The organism is Candidatus Poriferisocius sp. (assembly GCF_965219775.1).
Taxonomy (GTDB): domain Bacteria; phylum Actinomycetota; class Acidimicrobiia; order Acidimicrobiales; family Bin134; genus Poriferisocius.
Genome location: NZ_OZ244793.1, coordinates 3,321,095 through 3,341,905, shown reverse-complemented (window position 1 = coordinate 3,341,905; position 20,811 = coordinate 3,321,095). Strand labels below are relative to the sequence as shown.

Below are 20,811 nucleotides of genomic sequence, written 5' to 3'. Positions count from 1 at the left end.
ATGAAGCTGGACGGCGGCGTGGGCATGCACTCGGCGGACGGAAGGGTCAGCGCGCTGATGCAGAATGTGCCCGGCGACGCCGCCGCCCTGGAGGCCGCCGGGTACAGCGGGGCGTGGACGGCGGAGCTGGCCCATGATCCGTTCCTGCCGTTGGTGTTGGCCGCCGAGCACACCGAGACCATCGAGTTGGGCACCGCCATCGCGGTGGCCTTCGCACGCAACCCCATGACCCTGGCCAACACCGGTTGGGACCTGCAGGCCTGGTCGGAAGGCCGGTTCATCCTGGGGCTGGGCTCGCAGATCAAGCCCCACATCACCAGCCGGTTCTCCATGCCCTGGTCGCAGCCCGCTGCTCGGATGAGCGAGATGATCGCCGCCATCCGGGCCATTTGGGAATCGTGGGAGACGGGCGAGCGGCTGTCGTTTCGGGGGGAGTTCTACCGCCACACGCTGATGACCCCCATGTTCAGCCCCGGCCCCAACCCCTACGGGCCGCCGCCGATCTTCCTGGCCGCGGTGGGTGACCGCATGACCGAGGTGGCGGGCGAGTCGGCCGACGGGTGGATCAGCCACGGGTTCACCACCCCGCAGTACCTGGAGGACGTATCGCTGCCGGCGTTGGCCCGGGGGGCAGCTCGGGCCGGGCGGAATCCGAAGGACATCCAGGTGTCGATCCCGTTGTTCATCGTGACGGGGGACAACGAGGAGCAGATGGCGGCCAGCGCAAGGGCGGCCAAACAGCAGCTCGCCTTCTACGGCTCCACCCCGGCGTACCGGCCCGTGCTGGAGCACCACGGCTGGGGTGACGCCCAGGACGAGCTGAACCGGTTGTCCAAGCAAGGCGAGTGGGTGGCCATGGCCGACGTGATCGACGACACCATGCTCGGCACCTTCGCCGTGGTGGCCGAACCCGAACGCATCGCCGAGGGGGTGGCCGCCAGCCACAGCGGCCTCATCGACCGCCTCAACTTCAACCAGGGCCTGCGCCCCAACCCCCCCTGGCCCGACGTCCGCGAAGCCCTCCGCGCCATCCCCACCCGCAGCTAAGAACCCACCCCTACCCGCAGCACCCGCCGGGGACCCCCAGTCTCCGGCCGATGCCGGGATTCCTGAGAGAGCCCAGGCTCCTGGCTCAGACCACCACGTTGACGAGTTTGGGGGGGCGGGCGATGACTCGGCGAGGGGGGGCCTCATTGAGGTAGGGGTGGATGCGATCCGAGGCCAGGGCCAGGGCTTCGGCGCCGGCTGCGTCGATGTCGGCGGGCACCTCGATGCGGTCGCGCACCTTGCCGTTGACCTGCACCACCATGGTGACCGTCTCCTGCACCAGCTTGGCCTCGTCGGCCACCGGCCATTGCTCGGTGTGGATGTCGCCGCCCCGGCGCTGCTCCCACAGCTCGGCGCACACGTGGGGAACCATGGGGGCCATGAGCAACAGCAGGGTGTCCACGGCGAACGCCAGGGTGTCGCGGTGGGGGCCGTCGTCGGCCTGGACGTAGCGGTACAGCTCGTTGGTGTACTCCATGCACCCGGCCACCGCAGTGTTGTACGACCAGCGGTCGAACTCGGTGGTGATGCGGTGGATCAGCCGGTGGGCGGCGGCGTCCACGGCCTCGTCGGTGGCGGTGGGCGATCCGGTGCGGGCGGGCAGGGATCGCTCGGTCGTGCCCGCGGCCAACCGCCACAGCCGGCCCAGGAACCGGGCGCAGCCCTCCAGGCCGAAGTCCTCCCAGTCGACGTCCTCGGCGGGGGGCTTCACCTGCAGGATGGCCAGGCGCAGGGCGTCGGCGCCGTGGGCATCGATGATGTCCTCGGGGGCCACCAGGTTGCCCCGCGACTTGGACATCTTTCCCCCGCCCATGCGCACCATGCCCTGGGTGAACAGCCGCTGGAAGGGCTCCCGCAGCCCGGCGGGGGCCACGCCGAGGTCGGCCAGCGCCCGGGTGAAGAACCGGGCGTACATCAGGTGCAAGATGGCGTGTTCCACCCCACCGATGTACTGGTCCACCGGCAGCCACCGCTCCAGCGCCTCCTGGCTGAAGGGCATTTCCTGGTTGTGGGGGTCGGCGAAGCGCAGGAAGTACCAGGAGGAATCCACGAAGGTGTCCATGGTGTCGGTCTCCCGCCGGGCGGGGCCACCGCACGTCGGACACTCGGTGTGCAGGAAGCCGGGATGGTCCACCAACGGGGAGCGCCCGGTGGGCATGAAGGCCACGTCGTCGGGCAACTCCACCGGCAGGTCCTCTGCGGGCACCGGCTGGGGGCCGCACGCCTCGCAGTACACGATGGGGATGGGGCACCCCCAGTACCGCTGACGGGACAACAGCCAGTCACGCAGCCGGTAGTTCACCTTGCTCGCCCCGATGCCCTGGCGCTCCAGCCATTCGATGGCCGCCACCTTGGCCTCGGCCATCGCCAGGCCGTTCAGCCACTCGCTGTTGATGGTCGGCCCGTCGCCCAGGTAGGGCCCGCCGTCGAAGTCGTCGGGGGGTTGCACGGTGCGGATGATGGGCAGGCCGTGGGCTTGGGCGAAGTCCCAGTCACGCTGGTCCTCACCGGGCACGGCCATGATGGCCCCGGTGCCGTAGGTGGTGAGCACGTAGTCGGCCAGAAACAGCGGGATGGCCTGGCCGGTGAACGGGTTGACCACCCGGGTGCCGGTGTCCACCCCCCGCTTGTCGGCCGGACCGGCCACCGACAGCCGTTCGATCTCGCTGCGCTCGGCCACTTCGGCGATGAACGCCTCCACCTCGGGGCGGCGGTGGTCGGCCACCAGCTCGGACACCCGCTGGTGCTCGGGGGACATCACGGCGAAGGTCATGCCGAAGCTGGTGTCGGGCCGGGTGGTGAACACCGGGATGCCCTCGACGTCGGTTCGGGGGTTGCCCGCCTCGTCGGCCAGGGGGAGGGTGAACTCGACGCCCTCGGAGCGTCCGATCCAATTGCGCTGCATGATCTTGACCCGCTCGGGCCAATCCAGCCCGTCGAGGCCGTCGAGCAGCTCCTCGGCGTAGGCGGTGATGCGGTAGAACCACTGCTCCAGCTCCCGCTGCTGGGCCGGGTTGGCGCAGCGTTCGCAGGTACCGTCGGCCAGCACCTGCTCGTTGGCCAGCACCGTCTGGCAGCCGGGACACCAATTGACCGGGGCGGAAGCCCGGTACACCAACCCGGCCTCGTAGAACTTCAGGAAGATCCACTGGGTGAAGCGGATGTAGTCGGTGTCGTGGCTGCTCAGGGTGCGCCGCCAGTCGTACACCGCCCCGATGCGCCGCAGCGACGACGACAACCGCTCGATGTTGGCGTCGGTGTGTTCCCGGGGGTGGGTGCCGGTCTTGATGGCGGCGTTCTCGGCGGGCAGGCCGAAGCTGTCGAAGCCGATGGGCGACAGCACGCCGTCGCCGCACATGGTGCGGTAGCGCACCAACAGGTCACCGAAGGTGTAGTTGCGGACGTGGCCGATATGGGCCGGCCCGCTGGGGTACGGGTACATCGACAGCACGTAGTAGGGAGGCCGGGGGTCGTCGTTGTCGATGTCGTAGGTGGCGTCGTCAATCCAGCGTTGCTGCCACTTGGGCTCAATGACCGCCGGGTCGTAGCCGTCCATGGCCGCTCAATCTACCGAGCCCCCTTCAGGAGCCAACAACCGTTATCCCATGTGGGTGCGCCGTTGGGTGACTGGTAGAGTTCTCCTTCTGGCGGGGCTGTAGCTCAGTTGGCGAGAGCGCTTGCATGGCATGCAAGAGGTCGTGGGTTCGAGTCCCATCAGCTCCACTCTTCCCGGTTGGTGAGCCGCATTGGTGAGGGTTCACACCACCCGGGTGTTGCCGCCGTCGATCGGGATTTGCGCTCCGGTGGTGGCCCCGAAAGTGTCGCTGGCGAGTTCGGCCACCACGGTGGCGACCGACTTGGAGTTCACCGTGGTGCCGAGCAGGTTGCGGGCCTTGTACTCCTCGACCGTGAGTCCGTGCTGGGCGGCCCTGGCCTGGAGGGTCTCGTCGTCCCAGAGCCCGGTGTCGAAGACGGCGTCGGGATGGACGACGTTCACCCGGATGCCGTCGTCGGCCCACTCCAGGGCGGCGACCCGCGCCAGTTGGGTCACGGCCGACTTGGAGGCGGAGTAGGCGGCGGCCCCCTTGCCGGGGGCGGGCACGTTCTTCGATCCGATGATCACCACCCGCCCGCCGACGGGTGAGAGCGCCAGCAGGCCGTGTACCGACGACAACAGGAAGGCGATGGCATCCACGTTGACCGCCTGGACCGAGCGCCAGGCATCGGCGTCCAGATCCCGCAGGGGTGCCGACGGTCCGAAGATGCCCGCGGCGGCCACCACGATGTCAACCCCGCCGAATCGTTCGACCACGGTGTCGATGGCTGTTTGTTGGGCCTCGGCGTCGGTCACGTCGACTGCTTGTCCGAGCCAGTTGGGCCCCTCGAAGGTGCCCTCGACGGATGGGTCACGATCGAAACCGCTCACCGCGCACCCCTCGGCGAGCAGGGCCTCGGCGCAGGCCCGACCGATCCCCGACGCCGCACCGGTGACGATCGCCACGCACCCGCTGAAGCGGGCTCGGGGTCCGGCCAGGGCGAGCTTGGCCTGCTCCAACGACCAGTACTCCACGTCGAAGATATCCTCCGCCGGGAGGGCCACGTAGCCGCCCAGGTGGTCCTCGGCCCGTTCGAGGACGGGGATGGTGTGGGCGTAGATCTCGGCGGCCACGCCCGATGCCTTGGCCGTCTCGCCGATCCCCAGGAGCCCGATCTCGGGATCCACGATGATCCGGGGCGCCAGATCGACCATCCGGAGGTCGCCGTCGGACCGGGCCGCGTTGTGCTCGAAGTAGGACCGGTAGGCGGTGGCGTAACCGGCGACATCGGTGCCCACCAGGGCGGTGCGCTTGGTTCGCAGCACGTGGTCCGGGGTCAGCGGCCCGCGGTCGGCCAGGCTCTCGAGGTCCGGTCGGCTCACGAAGTGGGCGATCGGTGGCGTCCAATGCCGCTGGACGATGAGGGGCTTGCCGGCCACCTCGGACAGTTGTCGACGAAGTTCCGCCAGGCGGAGACAACTGCAGGGCGGCGCCGGTGTGTCGGTCGGCGGCGCCAGGGGGGCGTGGTCGTCCAGCCACGCCTCGGCCAGGGAGACCAACTCGATGTGCCGCTCGTAGGCCTGCCGGGTGGTGTCGGCGAAGGTGAACAGGCCGTGGTTCAACAGGACCATGGCGGAGTAGCGGTCGTTTTCCCACATCCGGGATGCGACCTTGGCCAGGTCGAAGCCGGGCATGACGTAGGGGATGATCAGCACGTCAGGCCCGTACAGATCTGCGACGGTGCGCTCTCCCTCCGCGGTGTTGGTCAGGGTCACGATGGCGTCGGCGTGGCTGTGTTGCACGGCCCGGTGGGGAAGGAGCGCATGCAGGAGTGTTTCGACGGAGGGTGCCGGGGCCGCGGGATCGAGGCTCGCCGCCGAGAGTTCTCGCATCATGTCCACGTCGCTCAGCGCGTCGAGCGCCAGCAATTCGAGGAGGCGGTCGTGTCGCAGCGGGGTGAAGCCGGGACGTTCGATGGTCGCCAGGTCCCAGCCGGAGCCCTTGACGTAGAGGGTGTCGATGGTCTTGCCCGTCAGGTCCCGGTAGGGCTGCTTGACCGAGGTGTTGCCGCCCCCGTGCAGTACCAGGGCAGGGTCACGGCCCAGCAAGCGAGAGCCGTATACGCAGGCGTCGAGGTCGTCGCCGTGGTCGCCATCGGCGCCGTCGCCGGCGGAGGCCCATCTGTTCTCCATGACTGCCCTACGGTATCCAGCCCACGCCCCTTTGGCTGAGCCCAGTTCCCGTGAGGTACCCGATGAACACATCCCCCCAGCCCCAACCCACCGCCCTGACCCGGTGGGAGTCTGCGGCGGACTGGCCGATGCTGGTACTGGCGTTGGCCAGCATTCCGCTGCTGGCGTTCGAATCGCTCTACCCGTCGGTGTTCGCGGTGCTGAATTGGGCGATCACCGGGGTGTTCGCCGTGGAGCTGGGGGTGAGGTTGGTCATCCACGGCCCCGGGCGCGGTCGGTACGCCGTGAGCAAATGGTACGACTTCGCCATCGTCGCCCTGACGGTGATCCCGGCGCTGATGCCCTTGCGGGCTCTGCGGTCAGTGCGGGTGCTAAGACTCCTGAAGATGCTCCGGCTGCTGGCCTTCGCCGGGCGGGGCTGGCACACGGCCAGGCGAATTTGGGCCGGTACCTCGGGTCGCTACGTCCTCGCCGGTGCGGTTGCACTGAGCGCCGTTTCGGCGGTCGGGGTCTGGTTCTTCGAGGACGGCGGTGGAGGCGAGATGAATTCGGTTGGTGAGACCATCTGGTGGACGATCGTGACCATGACCACCGTCGGCTATGGGGACATCTCGCCGGCGACGAGCGGGGGACGGGCGGTGGCGGTGGTCATCATGCTCTCGGGCATCACCCTCTTCGGGATCGTCACCGCCAACCTGGCCGCATGGTTCACCAAGAGCAAGGAAGCTCGCGAGGGCAACGACCTGGCCCTGCAGGTCAAAGAACTGACTGCCGCCGTCGAGCGCCTGACCGCCCAGGTGCAGCCCAGCGACACCAGGGAGAGTCCGGCTCCTGCCCGGTCATCTTGAGCTTCCTCCTGTTCAGGGCAGGGTGGGTTTGGGGGGATGTTGTCACTGGTGTCGGTAGGGTGGTTGGTATGTATTCTGGGGTTGTGACCAGGGGAAACGCCGGCGGTGGCACGGTTGTGGGCGATGTGTTGGTGGATGCCGGCATTGCCTGCCCGGCTGCCGGTTCTGGTTCCGATGCTGGTGTTTGGGTGGGTGTGGTGGATGTGGGTGGGTTGGATGATGCGGGGTTGGATGCGAGGTTGGGGTTGTTGGGTCGGGCTCTGAGTCGGTTGGAGGGGTTTTTGGCTGAGGCGGTGGCGGAGAAGCAACGCCGGTGCGGGTCGTATGACACGGCGCAGGCGATCCGGAAGGGGTTGCGTCATTCGGGGCAGAAGGCGCATCGGGTCATGCGCGACGCTGAGCAGCTCAGCGAGGTGCCGGCCGCCCGGGACGCGTTGTCGCAGAGCAGGATCACTTCGGAGCATGCCCGTATTTTGGGTGGGGCGGCCAAGGCCGGGCCGTTGGATGAAGAGTTGATGGTGAGGGCGGCGGAGACGCAGACGCCCGAGGAGTTGCGGCGCACGGTGCGCGACCATCAAGACGAACTCGCCGGTGATGTTGACGGAAAGAAGCGGCTGGCCCGCCAACAAAAGGCGCGTATGGCGACGTTTTGTGAGCAAGACGACGGGATGTGGAGGTTGTACGCGTTGTTCGACCCGGTCACCGCCCAGGGGATCCGGGCCGTGTTGAACAAAAGGACCGACATGGCCTGGCACCAACACACCGGAACAGAACGATTGGACGCCCGCCACCGCCGCGCCGACGCCATCGCCGAGCTATTGACCCGCACCGGTGGCGGTGAAACCGGTGACCAACCCCAAACAGCCAGCGTGGTCATTGTCGCCGATTACGACACGGTGGACCGACAGCTCCGCAGGCCACGGTTGTCCGACGGTACCCGGTTGCCGGCCGAGGAGTTCCGCCGACTGGCGTGTGACGCCGAAGTGCTCACCGGCATCTTCGACACCGACCTCCAATGCCTGTCACTCGGCCGCCAACGCCACCCCAGCCCGCAGCTCCGCGCCACCCTCATCGCCCGCGACCAAGGATGCATCGGGTGCGGCAAAGAACCCGAATGGTGCGTCACCCACCACATTCACCACTGGGAACACGGCGGACCCACCCAACCCGACAACCTCGTCCTCGTCTGCGGCGACTGCCACCACAAAACCCACCACCGCAACTGGACCGTCGAACACCACCCCGACACCCGCCGACCCTACCTACGACCCCCCTGGCAACAACCCCCCACCCCACCCCAACGACGATAAGGCGCCCTGATACTCCTTGCGGCCAGCCCAAGCTGTGGTCTCCCGCGGGTGTACTAGCCCAACACGGCGAGCCCCGTCCATGGCGACTCCCGCGAGCGGACTCACCATCGTTCCCAGGGCTCTTCGGCGATCATCGCTCGTGCTCGGCCATCAGCCCCATACAGCTCGTCCTCGGTTTGGGGCTGTCGGAGGTACCCCTTCACGGTGGCCTCTTGAATCATCTGGCGCCGACGGCCTTCCAGATTCTTGCTGCCATGATCCTCGTTAGGCATAGGGCTGCTCAGGGGTGTTGGTGTTGCTGCTTCCGTGCAGGACCAGCGCGGGGTCGCAATGCAAAGAGCGACAACCGTACGCGCAGGCGCCAAGATCGTCGCCCTGGTCACCGTCGGCGCCCGCGGAAGCCGATCTGTACTCCATGACAGCCCTACGGTATCCGGCCCACGCCCCGCTGGCTGAACACGGTTCCCGTGAGATACCCAATCAACACATCACCCCGCTGCCGAGCCGGCGCCCATTGCAGTAGCTCTACCACTCAGTCGGGGTGAGGATGATTGGAAGGGATGTCGTCGCTGGCATGTGCTCAGGGCCGTCGAGCTCTGCGGCGGTAGCTCTTGAGACTGCGCGGGCCAGAGTGCTATCCAACGGCTACATCGCTCCGGAGCGGAGCCGGTTGACGGCGTCCAGCACCAGCTTGAACTCACCCTGAGCGAGCAAATCGATCGGACGCTCCCCGTCCAAGGCGCGGTTTCGGGCGTGTAGCCAGATGTCCACTCCTTCTGGCTTGTAGACCTCGGCCAACTGCTGGACCAGGTAGTGAACGTCCACCAGCCGGTCACGTGACACATCACGCGGCCGCGACTGCCCCGAGGCCCAGTTCTGCACTTGGCGTTCCCTCACACCCGTGGCGCGGGCAATCTCTGCGTTGGTCAAGCCCGCCGACCGAATGGCGCGAACGACAAGCGGGTAGGTGTACCCCGCATCAGTGCCAGCCAACTCGAGGGGTTCCGCATCCATGGCTTCAACGTATCGTACGACGTGTTATATTGCCGGATTTCAGACATTATCTTTTGCTGCACAAATTACACCCAAGAGAACGCATGGCCAACGAACACTTGATCTGAGCTGGTTCCATGACGGCAGACCCACGCGTGAACCACTCACAGGGCCGATCGGTCCACTTCACCCCGCAGCGCATCCTGTTGCATCCCAGGGTCTACAGGAGCTTCACCGCAGCTTGCCATGCCATCGGCGGGTCCGAGTCATCAGCCTCGCAACCAAGCCATCAAGTGTCAACCCTCTGGACCACGCATAGGCTTGAGGTAGCGGCCAGTCCTATCGGCGGAAGAAGTATGCATATCGAGCGAATCACTCTGGTGAACTTCAGGTGCTTCGGTGAAGACCCAACGACGATCGAGCTAGATCACGAACTCACCGCGTTCGTCGGGGCGAACAGCACCGGAAAGACAGCGGCCTTCGCTGCGCTCGGACGCTTGTTCGGGGTCACACGTTCCGACCGACAGTTCCAAGCCACTGACTTCCACGTGCCTACGCAGGAAGCCACCCGACCTTCAGAACGAAGCCTCTCGATCGATGTCGTCGTGGCATTTCCAGAGCTGGCGACGGACGTACAGGCCTTGACCAGCGAAACGCGTTCAGTCCCGGAGTTCTTTCGACACATGGCCGCGACCGTAGATGGCCAACTGAAGTGCCGGTTTCGTCTCGAAGCGACTCGGGTAGACGACGGGTCGATCGAGGGTGCCATCGAAGACAGAGCGCTGGTTGTTCGGTCGTTTGAGGACGACTACGCCGAGGACGATTGCAGCCCCCTGAGACCGATGGATCGGAGTCGCATTCAGGTGATATACGTGCCGGCGTCGCGAGATGGCGCACGACACGTCACGACTTTCTTGAGATCGCGACTCTGGAAGGCAGGCCAGTGGTCTGACGCGCTTTACACCTCGGTTGATGAAGCGGCCATCCAGATCAGCGATCACTTTCGCGCCGAGCCTGTGGTCGACGTGATCGAGGGTGCCCTGGAGAGGAGGTGGAGGCACCTCCACCAAGGGAGGCTGGACGCCGAGCCCAGGCTTCGAGTGATCGACCGTGATCTGGGTGACCTCGTCGCGAAGGCTGACCTCGTCTTTGCTCCGACCGAGACAGGCCGCGAGCGTCCTGCTGAGCAGCTCAGCGACGGCCAGCGGTCCTTGCTGCAGATTGCATTGACCGCGGCAACGATCGACATCGAGGGTGCGATCGCGTCGGGGCGACTCGTTTCCCACTTCGATGCTGAGTCTGTCCTGCTCCCATCCCTCACCGTCCTCATTGTGGAGGAGCCCGAGAACAGTCTGTCTCCGCACTTCCTGGCGAGAGTCACGTCTCAATTGCAGGACGTCAGTTCGGGACCCCGAGCGCAATCGCTACTTTCCAGCCACTCAGCCAGCGTTCTCCGCCGCGTCGAGCCCCATTCCGTCCGTCACTTCCGACTCGACCAAGTATCACACCTCTCGGTGGTGAACGCGCTGCCCCTCCCCACCGATGAACATGAAGAGGCAACCTTCGTGCGCGCCGCCGTGCAAGCGTTTCCTGAGCTGTACTTCGCCCGCTTCGTCGTGCTCGGGGAGGGCAGCTCCGAGGAAGTCGTCCTCCCTAGGCTTGCAGAAGCGGCAGGCACAATGATCGACCAGTCCTTTGTCGCTGTCGTGCCGCTCGGCGGGCGACACGTCAGCCACTTTTGGCGGCTCTTGGCTGGGCTTGGGATCCCATTCGCGACGCTCCTCGATCTGGACCTCGGGCGCCATGGCGGCGGCGACGACCGGCTTCGCACTGCTTGTCGAGAACTCGAGGCCCTCGGGATCGACGCTCTCGAGGGGCTCGAGGAGTTCGAGTCGATCAACCAGATCCAAGACCTCGACGACAGCCAGCGCAAGCGAGTCCTCGAATCCCTCGAAGAGCATGGGGTGTTCTACTGCACCCCCCTCGATCTCGACATGATGATGCTGAAGGCTTTCCCTGAAGCATACAAATTCATCGAGGACGTCCAGTCAGGCCCCCGCGACTCCCCTGCACGCGAGGCCGTACTCGGGGTGGTAGGTGACCAGCAGCTCTATGACGGATGGGATGACGAGTTGCGGTGGTATCGCTACTTGTTCCTTGGCCGATCGAAGCCTTCGACACACATCCGGGCCCTGCAGCGCCTCGATCCAGCGACTCTCGCTGAGGGAACACCCCCACCAATCGATGCCGTCATATCCCGTGTCGCGGAGGCTCTCTCGAATTGATGCGCCGGACACCTACGTCTGCATGGGTACCAACGCGGATAGAAGGCCTCGAACCCAACGCCTGGGATGCCCTCCGACATGAGGGTTCCGCGGTCGTCGTGGCCGGACCAGGTGCCGGAAAGACAGAGTTTCTTGCCCAGCGCGCGGACTATCTCTTCGAAACAGGGACATGCCCGAGTCCCCAGAGCATCCTCGCCATCTCCTTCAAGCGCGACGCCGCTTACAACCTGGCACGACGGGTGGGGTCACGAACCCCGGGCTGTGCCCATCGATTCATCTCTCTGACATTCGATGCTTTCACAAAGGGCATCGTTGATCGTTTTCGCGCAGCCCTGCCTCCACCCTGGAAACTAGGCGAATACGAGGTCTGTTTCCCTCAACCGAACGAGGTGCAGGCGTACCTCAGCGACCTTGCCGTAACCCACCCTGATCACGCTGGCGAGATCACCGCCTTACCTCGCGACACTTTCACCACCGACGTCATCGGCGGGTACGAGCTTCCCGTGAATCCGGGAACCGCGCAGTCGGTCAGGGAGCTAGCGGTACTTGCGTGGTGGGACCGGAGTTTTCGATCGGCGTCCCCTCAACGTGTGGACTTCGTGATGCTCAATCGCCTGGCGGAACTGATCATCCGCCACAACTCCTCCATTCACCGGGCTCTCCTACTCACCTACCCGTTCGTGTTTGTCGATGAATTCCAGGACACCACGCTTGCGCAGTACTCCTTCCTGAAGTCTGTTTTCGGTGGCCACGGCACGGTGGTGACCGCGGTCGGCGACAACAAGCAGCGCATAATGGGATGGGCCGGAGCTCTCAAGGACGTCTTCACTGACTTTGAGCGAGAGTTCGACGCGACACGCTTTTCGCTCACGCGGAACTTCAGGTCATCGGAAGCGCTGACACGACTACACCACGTCGTTGCAGCTTCGATAAGCGATGATTCGGATCCAGCCATCTCACAGATCGATGATCAAGTAGACGGCAAATCGGCTGAGATCTGGCGGTTTGAAGACGCGCAAGCCGAGGCTCAGGAGGTTGCGAAGTTCATCCGTGACGACATCCAGAAATCTGGCAGGATGCCCGACTCCTACGCGCTCCTCGCACGCCAGCGAACCTCAGACCTGCAGAAACTCTTGGAACCCGCACTCGCTAGTCACGGGATCCCGCTCCGGAACGACGACTCGCTGGCCGGCGACCTCCGACTCCAGGATCTCTTTTCCGACGATCTGGTCCAACGCATCCTGGACATCCTTCGGCTTGCGGCAACGGATCGCGGCGGCGGTAGTGCGTGGATTCGGGTTTCGGACCTCGTTTCGGTGATACACGACGGCTCGGCATCTGAAGAAGCTGTAACCTCTGCCCATCGGGGCCTAGAGAAGTTCATCGCCACCTTGCGGGACTGGCTGGCCTCACACCCACCGACCCACGACGCAATCGACCGGGTGATCGGCGAAATCGTGAGTTACCTCGGAATCGCAGCCATTTGCGCCACGTTCCCGGTTCACCGCCGTCATTCCTATCTCGAGCAGACGACGGCCTCCCTCATCATCAGATTCAAAGAAGTACTGAACGAGACTTCTGACTGGTCCGAACTCTGCGACCGAGCCGAAGGTCGCGGCGCCGTCTCGCTCATGACCATCCACAAGAGCAAAGGGCTCGAGTACCACACAGTCGTGGTCCTGGGCGTCGACGATGACCAATGGTGGTCGTTCACAAGAGACCCCGACGAAGCTGTGCGGACCTTCTTTGTCGGCCTTTCCAGAGCTGAGCAACGGACCATCTTCACCTCCTGCAAGGAACGCGGCGCCCGCCACAGGGTCAAGCCGCTCTACATGCTCCTGCAGGCGGCTGATGTTGCCGAGGTCCATCCGCTCGCCCAGTTGCAATTGGCCAGGAGGTTGGTGACGGGCCCCTGAGTGTGTGAAGTCCTCCTGGCCGAGATCCCCGGCAACCGCAACAATGACACTCGGGAATTTTGTGTATCGGGCGTGGTCTGAGGGTCCGCGGCTTGGTGCCGCGGGTTGGTCAGGGGGGAGTGAGGGGGAGTTCGACGGTGTGGGTGGGGGTGGCGCTGGAGCGGGCGATCCAGAGGATGTAGGTGCCGGGGTCGACGTACCAGCCGGGCTCGGTGCGGTTGGCCGAGGCGCCGGCGGGGACGGGGCCGGCAAAGCCGGGGGGCTCCGGGGTCTGCAAACCGGGGTCGTAGTAGGCGAAGGCCCGGCGGTCGAGCACGATGCTCGCGGTGGTTCGCTCGCCAGGACCCAGGTGGACCTTGGCGAAGCCCTTCAGCTCCCTCAGCGGGCGATGCAACAGCGACGGGGGCGGCGCCACGTACACCTGCACCACGTCGCTGCCCGCCCGCTCCCCGGTGTTGAGCACGTCCACCTCCACCACCACCGGATCGGCCACCTCGGCGTCGCCGCCTCCCGACACCCGAGGCTCCGACCACTCGAAAGTGGTGTACGACAGGCCGTGGCCCATCGGCACCGCGGGCTGGATGGCCCGAGCGTCGAACCAGCGGTGGCCGATGTAGAGGCCCTCCCCGTAGCGCACCACCCCGTTCTCGCCGGGATAGTTCAAGTAGGCCGGGCTGTGCTCGTAGCGGGCGGGCACGGTCATGGGCATCCGCCCGCCGGGGTCGGCGTGGCCGAACAACACGTCGGCCACCGCATGGCCCATCTCCTGGCCCCCGAAGCCGGCTACCAACACGGCGGCCGCGTCGGGAGCCCAGTCCATGTTGCAGGCCCCGCCGGTGTTCACCACCACCACCGTGGCCGGATTGGCCGCAACCACCCTCCGGATCAGCTCGGCCTGGTCGCCGGGCAGATCGAACGAGTCCCGGTCGCGCCCCTCGGTCTCCCAGTCGGCGTTGGTCCCCACCACCACCACGGCGGCGTCGGCGGCCGCGGCCACATCCTCTGCTTCGGCCATCAGATCCCGTTCCACCAGGGACTTCAGGCCCACCCGAGCACCGCACAGCATGAAACTGTCGCGGCTGGTGTAGTTGATCTCGATGGCCACCTCGCGACCGGCGGTGAGCCGGACCGGCGCGGCGATGACCTCCGATCCCATACCGAAGAAGTCGTCGCCCTGGGCGTACTCCCCCTCGGTGGCGTCCAGCACCACCTCTCCGTCCAGCAGCACTTTGGCCCGCCCGAGCTGCACCATGCCCAGGCGGTGCTCCCCGGTGTCCTCGGCCACCACCGTGCCGGTGGCCCGAATCGAGAAGGCCTCGGGATCCACCCCCGGCGCGGGTGCCCCGAAGAACACCAGATCGGCCGTCCCCGAGGTGCGGGCTCCCACCACCGGCCCCTCCCAGTCGTGTCCGTTGAAGAACTGCAGGCGCAGGCCGTCCTTCAGCAGGGGGGCGGCCAGCGGCACCAGCGACCGGTCGATGTCGCAACCGGGGGCGTAACGCACGTCCAGACCGGCGTACTCCTCGGCCAGGGCATCCATCAGGCTCACGTTGCGGTACGACCGCACGGTGGCCGATCCCCCACCCATGATCTGAGCCTTGCGGGCGTTGGGGCCGATCACCGCCAGCGAACCCAGGGCGGTCGGGTCCAGCGGCAGCAAACCGTTGTTGGCCACCAAGACCGTGCCCGCGGCGGCGGCCCGCCGGATGAGGGCACGATCCTCGGGACGGTCCAGCTCCAATTCCCGGCCGGGCGTGAGATTGCCGGCGTCGGCCACGTTGTCGGCGGCCGGTTCGTCGGCTCCGTCCCCGGCATCGGCCAGGGCCCCGGTGCGCTCGGCCAAGCGGAGCACGTCGGCGGCGATCCGGTCCAGGTGGCCTTCGTCCATCTCACCGGAGGCCAACGCGTCGCCGATGGGCCCGCGGCCGTACCACTGACCGGGACCGGGCATCTCCAGGCTCAGGCCCGCTCGGGCCGAAGCCGCAGTGGAACGGGTGCCGAACCAATCGGAGATCACAAAGCCGTTGAATCCCCATTCCTCGCGCAGCACCTGCGTCAACAGCCACTCGTTCTCCGAGCAGAAGGTGCCGTTCAGCCGGTTGTAGGCGCTCATGAGCCCCCAGGTTCCGCCGTCGAGCACCGCATGCTCGAAGGGCACCAGGTACAGCTCCCGCAGGGTCCGCTCGTCCACCTGCGAGTCGATGGTGTTGCGCTCGAACTCCGAGTCGTTGGCCACGAAATGCTTGGGGGTGGTGGCCACGCCCTGCGACTGCACCCCCCGCACGAAGGCGGCCGCCAGCCGCCCCGACAGAATCGGGTCTTCGCTGTAGCACTCGAAGTTGCGCCCGCCCAGGGGGTTGCGGTGCAGGTTGATGGTGGGGGCCAACAGCACCCGACAACCCTTGGCCCGGGCCTCGGTCCCCAACAGCGCGCCCAGTTCCTCCACCAGGGCCGGATCCCAGGTGGCCCCCATCACCGCCCCGGCGGGAATGCACGCAGTGGGGGTGCCGGTGCCCAACAGGCCGCCGCCGCGGGCTCCGTTGGGACCATCCGTGACCCCCATGGCGGCCAACCCCACCGTGTCGACGGCCCTGGTGGTCCACATGCCGTCGCCCACCACCAGATCGGCCTTCTGCTCGGTGCTCAGGGCGGCCAACCGCTCCTGGATGGAGCGCCCTTCAACTGATCCTGTCATGGCTGGTCCTGTCATGGCTGCATCCGTCATGGCCCCATCGTTCCACAACCACACGGCCTGCCGGTCGTCTGCCGGGCGCGGCCATCTTGCGGACGCTTTGAGGGTCGTCCACGGCTCACAGAAGCCCAGTTGAGTTCCGCAAAGTCCTACCGGGTGCGACGAGCAGCGGTGCCGGAAGGGAAACCGATGGCGAACAACACCGCCGAGACGGCGAACGACGCGATGACCCAAATCCAGGCCCGCTGGAAGCCGCCCAACATGTCGCCGGCGGGGCCTGTGCTGAACAAGGCGATGACAACGGCGATGCCCAGGGCGAAGCACACCTGCTGCACGGTGCGGACGGTGGCGTTGGCAATGGCGAACCGGGGCGGGGGAATGTCGCTCATGGCCGCGCTGATGAAGGTGGCGATGGACAGGCCGACCCCGGTACCCAGGATCAGGTTGGCGGGCAGAAACACCGAGAAGTAGGCCGACGACTCACTGGCCCCCACCAACAACACCAGGTAGGCCAGCGCGCACAGCACCACTCCCGCGGTGACCAGCCAGCGGTGGCCCCATCGGTCGGCCAGACGCCCGGTGGGGACGGACAACAGGGTGGCCATGATCGGGCCCGGCGTGAGCCCGAGCCCGGCCTCCAGCACCGACAACCCCCACAAGTCCTGCAGCAGCAGGGAACTCATCAGGAAGCCGGGGACGAATCCCAAAGCGTAGAACCCGAATGAGGCCGTTCCCACCGAGAAGGAGCGAAAGCGGAACAACGTGAGGTCCAACAGGGGATTGGCGTGGGACCGGGACCGCCAGATGACAACCGGGAGCAACACCACGCCCACCACGGCGAACGCCACCACCCGGACGTCGCCGTAACCCCAGCCCTCGCCCTGCACGATGGCCACCATGATCAGGGCCAAGGCCAGGGTGCCGACGGGCACACCCACCACGTCCAGGCGACCCTGGGCGGTTTCGTCACGCGACTCCCGCACCAAGCGGTTGGAGGCCAACAGCACCAGCGCGGCGATGGGCAGGTTGATGTAGAAGATCCACCGCCAACCGAGCCCGTTGATCAACAGGGCGCCAATGGACGGGCCGAACGCCGCCCCCAGCGCCCCCATGGCCCCCCACATCCCGATGGCCGCCGACCGGCGGGACACCGGGAACTCGGGCAGGACCATGGCCAGCGACGATGGCATGATGAGCGACCCCCCGATGGCCTGCACCACCCGGGCGGCGATCAGCACCTCCACCTGGGGAGCCACCCCGCACAGCAGCGATCCGACGGCGAAGACGCCGAGGCCGACGTTGAACATCCGCCGTCGGCCCTGCCGGTCGGCCAGGCGACCGGACAGCAACAGGAACGATCCCACCGTGATCGAGTAGCCGCTCACGATCCACGACAGGGCGGCGTTGGACGCCTCCAACGATTGCTGGATCGACGGGAAGGCCACGTTGACCACCGAGACGTCCACCACCACCAGGAACGCCGCCGCGGTGGCGGCTCCCAGCGCCAGCCAGGAGCGACGCTCCACCGCCTCCAGGGTTATCCTGCTCTTGCCGGTCCCACCTCCCGGCACCGGGTTTGCCTCCCCGACCACCTGGCCAACCGGTCAGGTCAGGAAGCGGCTGGGGACGGCGACAGGGTGACGGCCTCGGCGGGGCAGTCCTTCCACAGCAGGTCGAAGGCGTAGTAGTCCCGGGCCGAGGCGGTGAAGATGTGGACCACGAAGTCGCCGTAGTCCATCAGCACCCATTCGCAGTCGGACAGACCCTCGATGGCGGCGGGCTTGGGACCCCCGCAGCAGTCCACCCCCTCCTCGATCCGCTCGGCCAAGGCCCGCACCGAACGAGCGTTGGCCCCGCTGGTGACCACGAACCGATCGGTGATCACCAATACCTGGCTCACGTCGATGATCACCGTGTTGTCGCCGGGACCGGCCTGGGCGGCGGTGGCCGCGGCCTGCACCCATTCGCCCACCACGGTTGCGTCTGTTGGATCGGATGCTTTAGCAGTGCCGACGCTCATCCGGCTACCACGCCTTCACCCTACACATCATCGGTGACCATTTGGGAGTAATCGGCGCCGAAGGTGACGGTGACGTCGGTGGCGTCACCGGTCGGTTCCTCGGCGATCACCGCCCCGGTGCCCAGGGCGATGCGGTAGGCCTCGGCGTCGTCGGCAAAGTCGTCGTGGTGGTAGGCGATCCTGGTGGTCTCCCAACCGAATTCGGCGGCGTTGCCGATGAGGGTGATGCGGGCCCCGGCACGGCTGAGGGCCCGGGCGGCCGTGTGGGTGAGGGCGGGGTCGCCGATGCCGTTGAGCAGTTTCACTCGGGGGCGACTGCCGTTGGTGGTCGAGATGGGGAACGGGACGACCTCGTTGACCAACCGTTCCGCCGCGGCCGCGTCCAGGATGACCCCACCATCGCTGTCCACTGTGCCCGGTACCGCCTGAATCCGGATCCCGCCCATGGCCAGGGATGGGGCGAAGCGGCCCATCCCCCGGTCGGTCTCGCCGGGAATGAGCGCGGGAGCCGTGGACAACGCCAGGTCGTCCATCCACCGTTCCCAGAACAACTCGTGGCGGACCAGGGAAGCAATCGGCGACTCCCCCGGATTGCGCCACCCCAGATAAGCGGCCACATCGGACGGGTTGAGGGCCAACTCCCCGGAACCGAACACCGTGTCACCGGCGGACGAAACCAGGGGATCGGGGTTGTCGACCACCACCGGGGCCACCGCCGACACCAGCGCCGCCCAGCCGTCGTCGTCCACCACCTGGGACTCACTGGCGCGAATCCCCAACAGCTCGGCCAGCGCGTCCACCACAGCCACGCGCCCCGATTCGGCCCAATGCGCACTGAGCGGCCCCGCCGGGGTGACGGTCTCGGGGGCGAGGAACAGCACCGCCCCCTCCACCCGTTCGTCGGTGAGGGCCAACAGGGTGACGCCCCGCAGGTGGGTGCCCTCGGCGTGGATGAGCACCAGCAGGGGGGTGGGCTCCACGTAGGCCTGGTAGCCGGGTGCCGCCGGATCGAGGGGGGCGCTCACCTCGGTGCCGTCGCTGCTGGCCACGATGGCCGACCACCCCAGCCACACCAATAGCGGCACGGCACCGGCCAGCCCCACCAGGACCAGGGGCCACCCCCACCGCCACCAGCGTGACGCCACCGGTCGAGGGCGCATGGGGCGCTCGCCCCCCGCCACCTCGCCCCCCGCAAGCTCATCCATACAGACCGGCCTTGCGGCCGTAGGCCAGGGCGGCCGGCGGTACCAGGCCGTCGAGGGGCCGTCCGGCCTCGGCCCACTCCCGGACCATGGTGCTCGACAGGTCGACCAGCGGACACTCCACCACCTGGTGGGCCACCGGGGGGCGCCCGCCCACCGCGCCGGGCCGGTCCACCACCACCACCTCGGCCAGCTCGGCAATCTCCGGGTAGCGGTGCCAGGTGTCCATGGTGGCCGCGGCGTCACTGCCCACGATGAGATACAGGGCGTCCTCGGCGTTGTCCGACCGGTAGGCCTCCAGGGTGGGCACGGTGTAGGTGAGGCCCCCTCGGTCGATCTCCACCGACGAAGCCACCACCCCGTCGATCCCGTCGACGGCGGCCTCCACCATGGCCAGGCGGTCCCGGGCGGGGCTGAGCACCGGCCGATCCAGCTTCTGCCACGGCTCGTGGGCCACCACCAGGTCCACCCGGTCGAGGTCCAGCGCATCCCGCACCCACACCGCAACCACGATGTGACCCACGTGAACGGGGTCGAACGTGCCCCCGAAGATCCCGATGCGCCTCACGGTCGACCTCACCAGGACTCCACTCGAATGACCGCGGCCGGACACAGCCCGAAGATCCCGATGCGCCTCATAGTCGGCCTCACCTAGAGCAGTGTACGAAACCAGGGAGGCGGGGCCGTGCCGCCCCGCCGGCGGGCCCGCTTCACGAAAAATCAAGCGACATCGGGCCGCCGCCTCGGTATGTTCCCACTACACCGGTAGGCGAGGAGGCCGGGAACCCAGCGACCGAGCCGCCGACCACCCGGCGTCCGGCAACAACCGGGAACAAAATCGCAGACGGGGTGGTTGCAGCCCACAAGGACGAGAAGAGCAGGAAAACATGGACGATTCCACCGGTCAGTATTTGAACGCCATCGGCTTGGTGCCGCTACTCAGCAAGGACGACGAACGAGAACTCTCCCAGGCCATCGAGCGGGGCCGCGAGGCCCAGGCCCGATTGGACGCCGGGGAATCCAACTCCCGGTTGCGGGCCCAGGTCCGGGAGGCGGCCAAAGCCAAGGACCGCTTCATTCGGGCCAACCTGCGCCTGGTGGTGAGCTTGGCCAAGAAGTACCCCTTGCCCACCGGTATGGAACTGCTCGATCTGATCCAGGAGGGCAACCTGGGGCTGGATCGAGCGGTGGAGAAGTTCGACTGGCGCAAGGGCTTCAAGTTCTCCACCTACGCCACCTTCTGGATTCGCCAGTCCATCGGCCGGGCCCTGGACCAAAAGGCCAACCTCATCCGACTGCCCGGCGAGCGGGCGGCCAGCTTGCGGGCTGCGGTCCGCCAGGCGTCCGGCGGTGGAGAGGAACTCGACCCCGAGCACGCTCTGCTCCAACGGCTGACCACGCTGACCTCGCTGAACGCCACGGTGGGCGACGACAACGGCAGCGAGTTGATGGACCTACAGCCCGATGCCGGCCCCGGCCCCGAAGACCTGACCCTGGCCGCCGACCAGTTGGCCACCCTGGGCAGCCTCTTGGACGTGCTGGACGAACGGTCGCGGTTCGCCCTGGAAATGCGCTACGGGCTGATCGACGGGCAAAAGCACAGCTACCGGGAGATCGGCGAGGTGCTGGGGCTCACCTCGGAGGCCATCCGCCGCATCATCGGACGATCCTTGGAGACGGTGCGGTCCCACGCGGAGCTGTTGGACATCGACGCCGCCTGATCGCAGCCGGTCGAACCGCCGGGCCACTCCCGGCCACCCGCGGCGTCG

14 protein-coding genes and 1 tRNA gene are annotated in these 20,811 nt (G+C 66.8%); 7 read left to right on the top strand and 8 right to left on the bottom strand.

What is annotated here, in order from left to right:
* Window positions 1–1,047: a TIGR03617 family F420-dependent LLM class oxidoreductase gene (locus ACOQPQ_RS15120; protein WP_420640241.1), complete on the top strand. Its 1,047-nt coding sequence runs from the start codon at window positions 1–3 to the stop codon at window positions 1,045–1,047.
* An 85-nt stretch (window positions 1,048–1,132) separates the two neighbouring features.
* Here the strand turns inward: ACOQPQ_RS15120 and leuS are convergent, their stop codons facing one another.
* Window positions 1,133–3,604, bottom strand: a complete 2,472-nt coding sequence (leuS, locus tag ACOQPQ_RS15115; protein WP_420640240.1) for a leucine--tRNA ligase — start codon at window positions 3,602–3,604, stop codon at window positions 1,133–1,135.
* Window positions 3,605–3,697: 93 nt separating this feature from the next.
* On the opposite strand from leuS, the gene ACOQPQ_RS15110 reads away from it, so the two are divergent.
* Window positions 3,698–3,771, top strand: a tRNA-Ala gene (locus tag ACOQPQ_RS15110).
* Window positions 3,772–3,805: 34 nt separating this feature from the next.
* Here ACOQPQ_RS15110 and ACOQPQ_RS15105 read toward each other — a convergent pair.
* The gene (locus ACOQPQ_RS15105) at window positions 3,806–5,776 is read right to left on the bottom strand and encodes a bifunctional aldolase/short-chain dehydrogenase (RefSeq protein ID WP_420640239.1); all 1,971 of its coding nucleotides are present in this window, start codon (window positions 5,774–5,776) and stop codon (window positions 3,806–3,808) included.
* 62 nt (window positions 5,777–5,838) lie between these two features.
* Here ACOQPQ_RS15105 and ACOQPQ_RS15100 point away from each other — a divergent pair, with 62 nt between their 5' ends.
* Window positions 5,839–6,624, top strand: coding sequence for a potassium channel family protein (locus ACOQPQ_RS15100; protein WP_420640238.1), 786 nt, complete (start codon window positions 5,839–5,841; stop codon window positions 6,622–6,624).
* A 68-nt stretch (window positions 6,625–6,692) separates the two neighbouring features.
* The gene (locus tag ACOQPQ_RS15095; protein WP_420640237.1) at window positions 6,693–7,934 is read left to right on the top strand and encodes a DUF222 domain-containing protein; all 1,242 of its coding nucleotides are present in this window, start codon (window positions 6,693–6,695) and stop codon (window positions 7,932–7,934) included.
* 645 nt (window positions 7,935–8,579) lie between these two features.
* Here the strand turns inward: ACOQPQ_RS15095 and ACOQPQ_RS15090 are convergent.
* A complete protein-coding gene (locus ACOQPQ_RS15090) occupies window positions 8,580–8,948 on the bottom strand; it encodes an antitoxin Xre/MbcA/ParS toxin-binding domain-containing protein (RefSeq protein WP_420640236.1) in 369 nt (122 codons plus the stop codon).
* A gap of 335 nt (window positions 8,949–9,283) precedes the next feature.
* Between ACOQPQ_RS15090 and ACOQPQ_RS15085 the strand changes: the two genes are divergently transcribed.
* Together ACOQPQ_RS15085 and ACOQPQ_RS15080 are read left to right on the top strand one after the other, a co-directional pair.
* Complete coding sequence (locus ACOQPQ_RS15085) at window positions 9,284–11,212, top strand: ATP-dependent nuclease (protein WP_420640235.1); 1,929 nt, start codon at window positions 9,284–9,286, stop codon at window positions 11,210–11,212.
* Window positions 11,212–13,128 carry a UvrD-helicase domain-containing protein gene (locus tag ACOQPQ_RS15080; RefSeq protein WP_420640234.1) on the top strand — a complete coding sequence of 639 codons (1,917 nt, stop codon included), beginning with the start codon at window positions 11,212–11,214 and terminating at the stop codon, window positions 13,126–13,128. Before ACOQPQ_RS15085 ends, ACOQPQ_RS15080 begins: the two co-directional genes overlap by 1 nt.
* 109 nt (window positions 13,129–13,237) lie before the next feature.
* Here ACOQPQ_RS15080 and ACOQPQ_RS15075 read toward each other — a convergent pair whose 3' ends face one another.
* The 5 genes from ACOQPQ_RS15075 to nadD all read right to left on the bottom strand — a co-directional run bounded on the left by ACOQPQ_RS15075 (window position 13,238) and on the right by nadD (window position 19,610).
* Window positions 13,238–15,823 (bottom strand): beta-glucosidase H, encoded by a 2,586-nt coding sequence (locus ACOQPQ_RS15075; RefSeq protein WP_420640233.1) that lies wholly within the window; start codon window positions 15,821–15,823, stop codon window positions 13,238–13,240.
* A gap of 146 nt (window positions 15,824–15,969) precedes the next feature.
* A complete protein-coding gene (locus ACOQPQ_RS15070) occupies window positions 15,970–17,412 on the bottom strand; it encodes an MFS transporter (RefSeq protein WP_420640232.1) in 1,443 nt (480 codons plus the stop codon).
* A gap of 17 nt (window positions 17,413–17,429) precedes the next feature.
* Window positions 17,430–17,792 carry a ribosome silencing factor gene (gene rsfS / locus ACOQPQ_RS15065; RefSeq protein WP_420640231.1) on the bottom strand — a complete coding sequence of 121 codons (363 nt, stop codon included), beginning with the start codon at window positions 17,790–17,792 and terminating at the stop codon, window positions 17,430–17,432.
* Between the two features lie 68 nt (window positions 17,793–17,860).
* Entirely contained in the window at window positions 17,861–19,045 is a 1,185-nt protein-coding gene (locus tag ACOQPQ_RS15060; RefSeq protein WP_420640230.1) for a LytR C-terminal domain-containing protein, read from the bottom strand.
* The gene (gene nadD / locus ACOQPQ_RS15055) at window positions 19,038–19,610 is read right to left on the bottom strand and encodes a nicotinate-nucleotide adenylyltransferase (protein ID WP_420640229.1); all 573 of its coding nucleotides are present in this window, start codon (window positions 19,608–19,610) and stop codon (window positions 19,038–19,040) included. Before nadD ends, ACOQPQ_RS15060 begins: the two co-directional genes overlap by 8 nt.
* A 319-nt stretch (window positions 19,611–19,929) precedes the next feature.
* On the opposite strand from nadD, the gene ACOQPQ_RS15050 reads away from it, so the two are divergent.
* Window positions 19,930–20,763 (top strand): sigma-70 family RNA polymerase sigma factor, encoded by an 834-nt coding sequence (locus ACOQPQ_RS15050; protein WP_420640228.1) that lies wholly within the window; start codon window positions 19,930–19,932, stop codon window positions 20,761–20,763.
* The last annotated feature ends 48 nt before the right edge of the window (window positions 20,764–20,811 follow it).

Excerpts from the sequence above, each read along its gene's own strand:
- ACOQPQ_RS15120 (WP_420640241.1), top strand. The coding sequence starts at position 1 with ATGAAGCTGGACGGCGGCGTGGGCATGCACTCGGCGGACGGAAGGGTC.
- leuS (WP_420640240.1), bottom strand. The coding sequence starts at position 3,604 with ATGGACGGCTACGACCCGGCGGTCATTGAGCCCAAGTGGCAGCAACGC.
- ACOQPQ_RS15105 (WP_420640239.1), bottom strand. The coding sequence starts at position 5,776 with ATGGAGAACAGATGGGCCTCCGCCGGCGACGGCGCCGATGGCGACCAC.
- ACOQPQ_RS15100 (WP_420640238.1), top strand. The coding sequence starts at position 5,839 with ATGAACACATCCCCCCAGCCCCAACCCACCGCCCTGACCCGGTGGGAG.
- ACOQPQ_RS15095 (WP_420640237.1), top strand. The coding sequence starts at position 6,693 with ATGTATTCTGGGGTTGTGACCAGGGGAAACGCCGGCGGTGGCACGGTT.
- ACOQPQ_RS15090 (WP_420640236.1), bottom strand. The coding sequence starts at position 8,948 with ATGGATGCGGAACCCCTCGAGTTGGCTGGCACTGATGCGGGGTACACC.
- ACOQPQ_RS15085 (WP_420640235.1), top strand. The coding sequence starts at position 9,284 with ATGCATATCGAGCGAATCACTCTGGTGAACTTCAGGTGCTTCGGTGAA.
- ACOQPQ_RS15080 (WP_420640234.1), top strand. The coding sequence starts at position 11,212 with ATGCGCCGGACACCTACGTCTGCATGGGTACCAACGCGGATAGAAGGC.
- ACOQPQ_RS15075 (WP_420640233.1), bottom strand. The coding sequence starts at position 15,823 with ATGACAGGATCAGTTGAAGGGCGCTCCATCCAGGAGCGGTTGGCCGCC.
- ACOQPQ_RS15060 (WP_420640230.1), bottom strand. The coding sequence starts at position 19,045 with ATGGATGAGCTTGCGGGGGGCGAGGTGGCGGGGGGCGAGCGCCCCATG.
- ACOQPQ_RS15050 (WP_420640228.1), top strand. The coding sequence starts at position 19,930 with ATGGACGATTCCACCGGTCAGTATTTGAACGCCATCGGCTTGGTGCCG.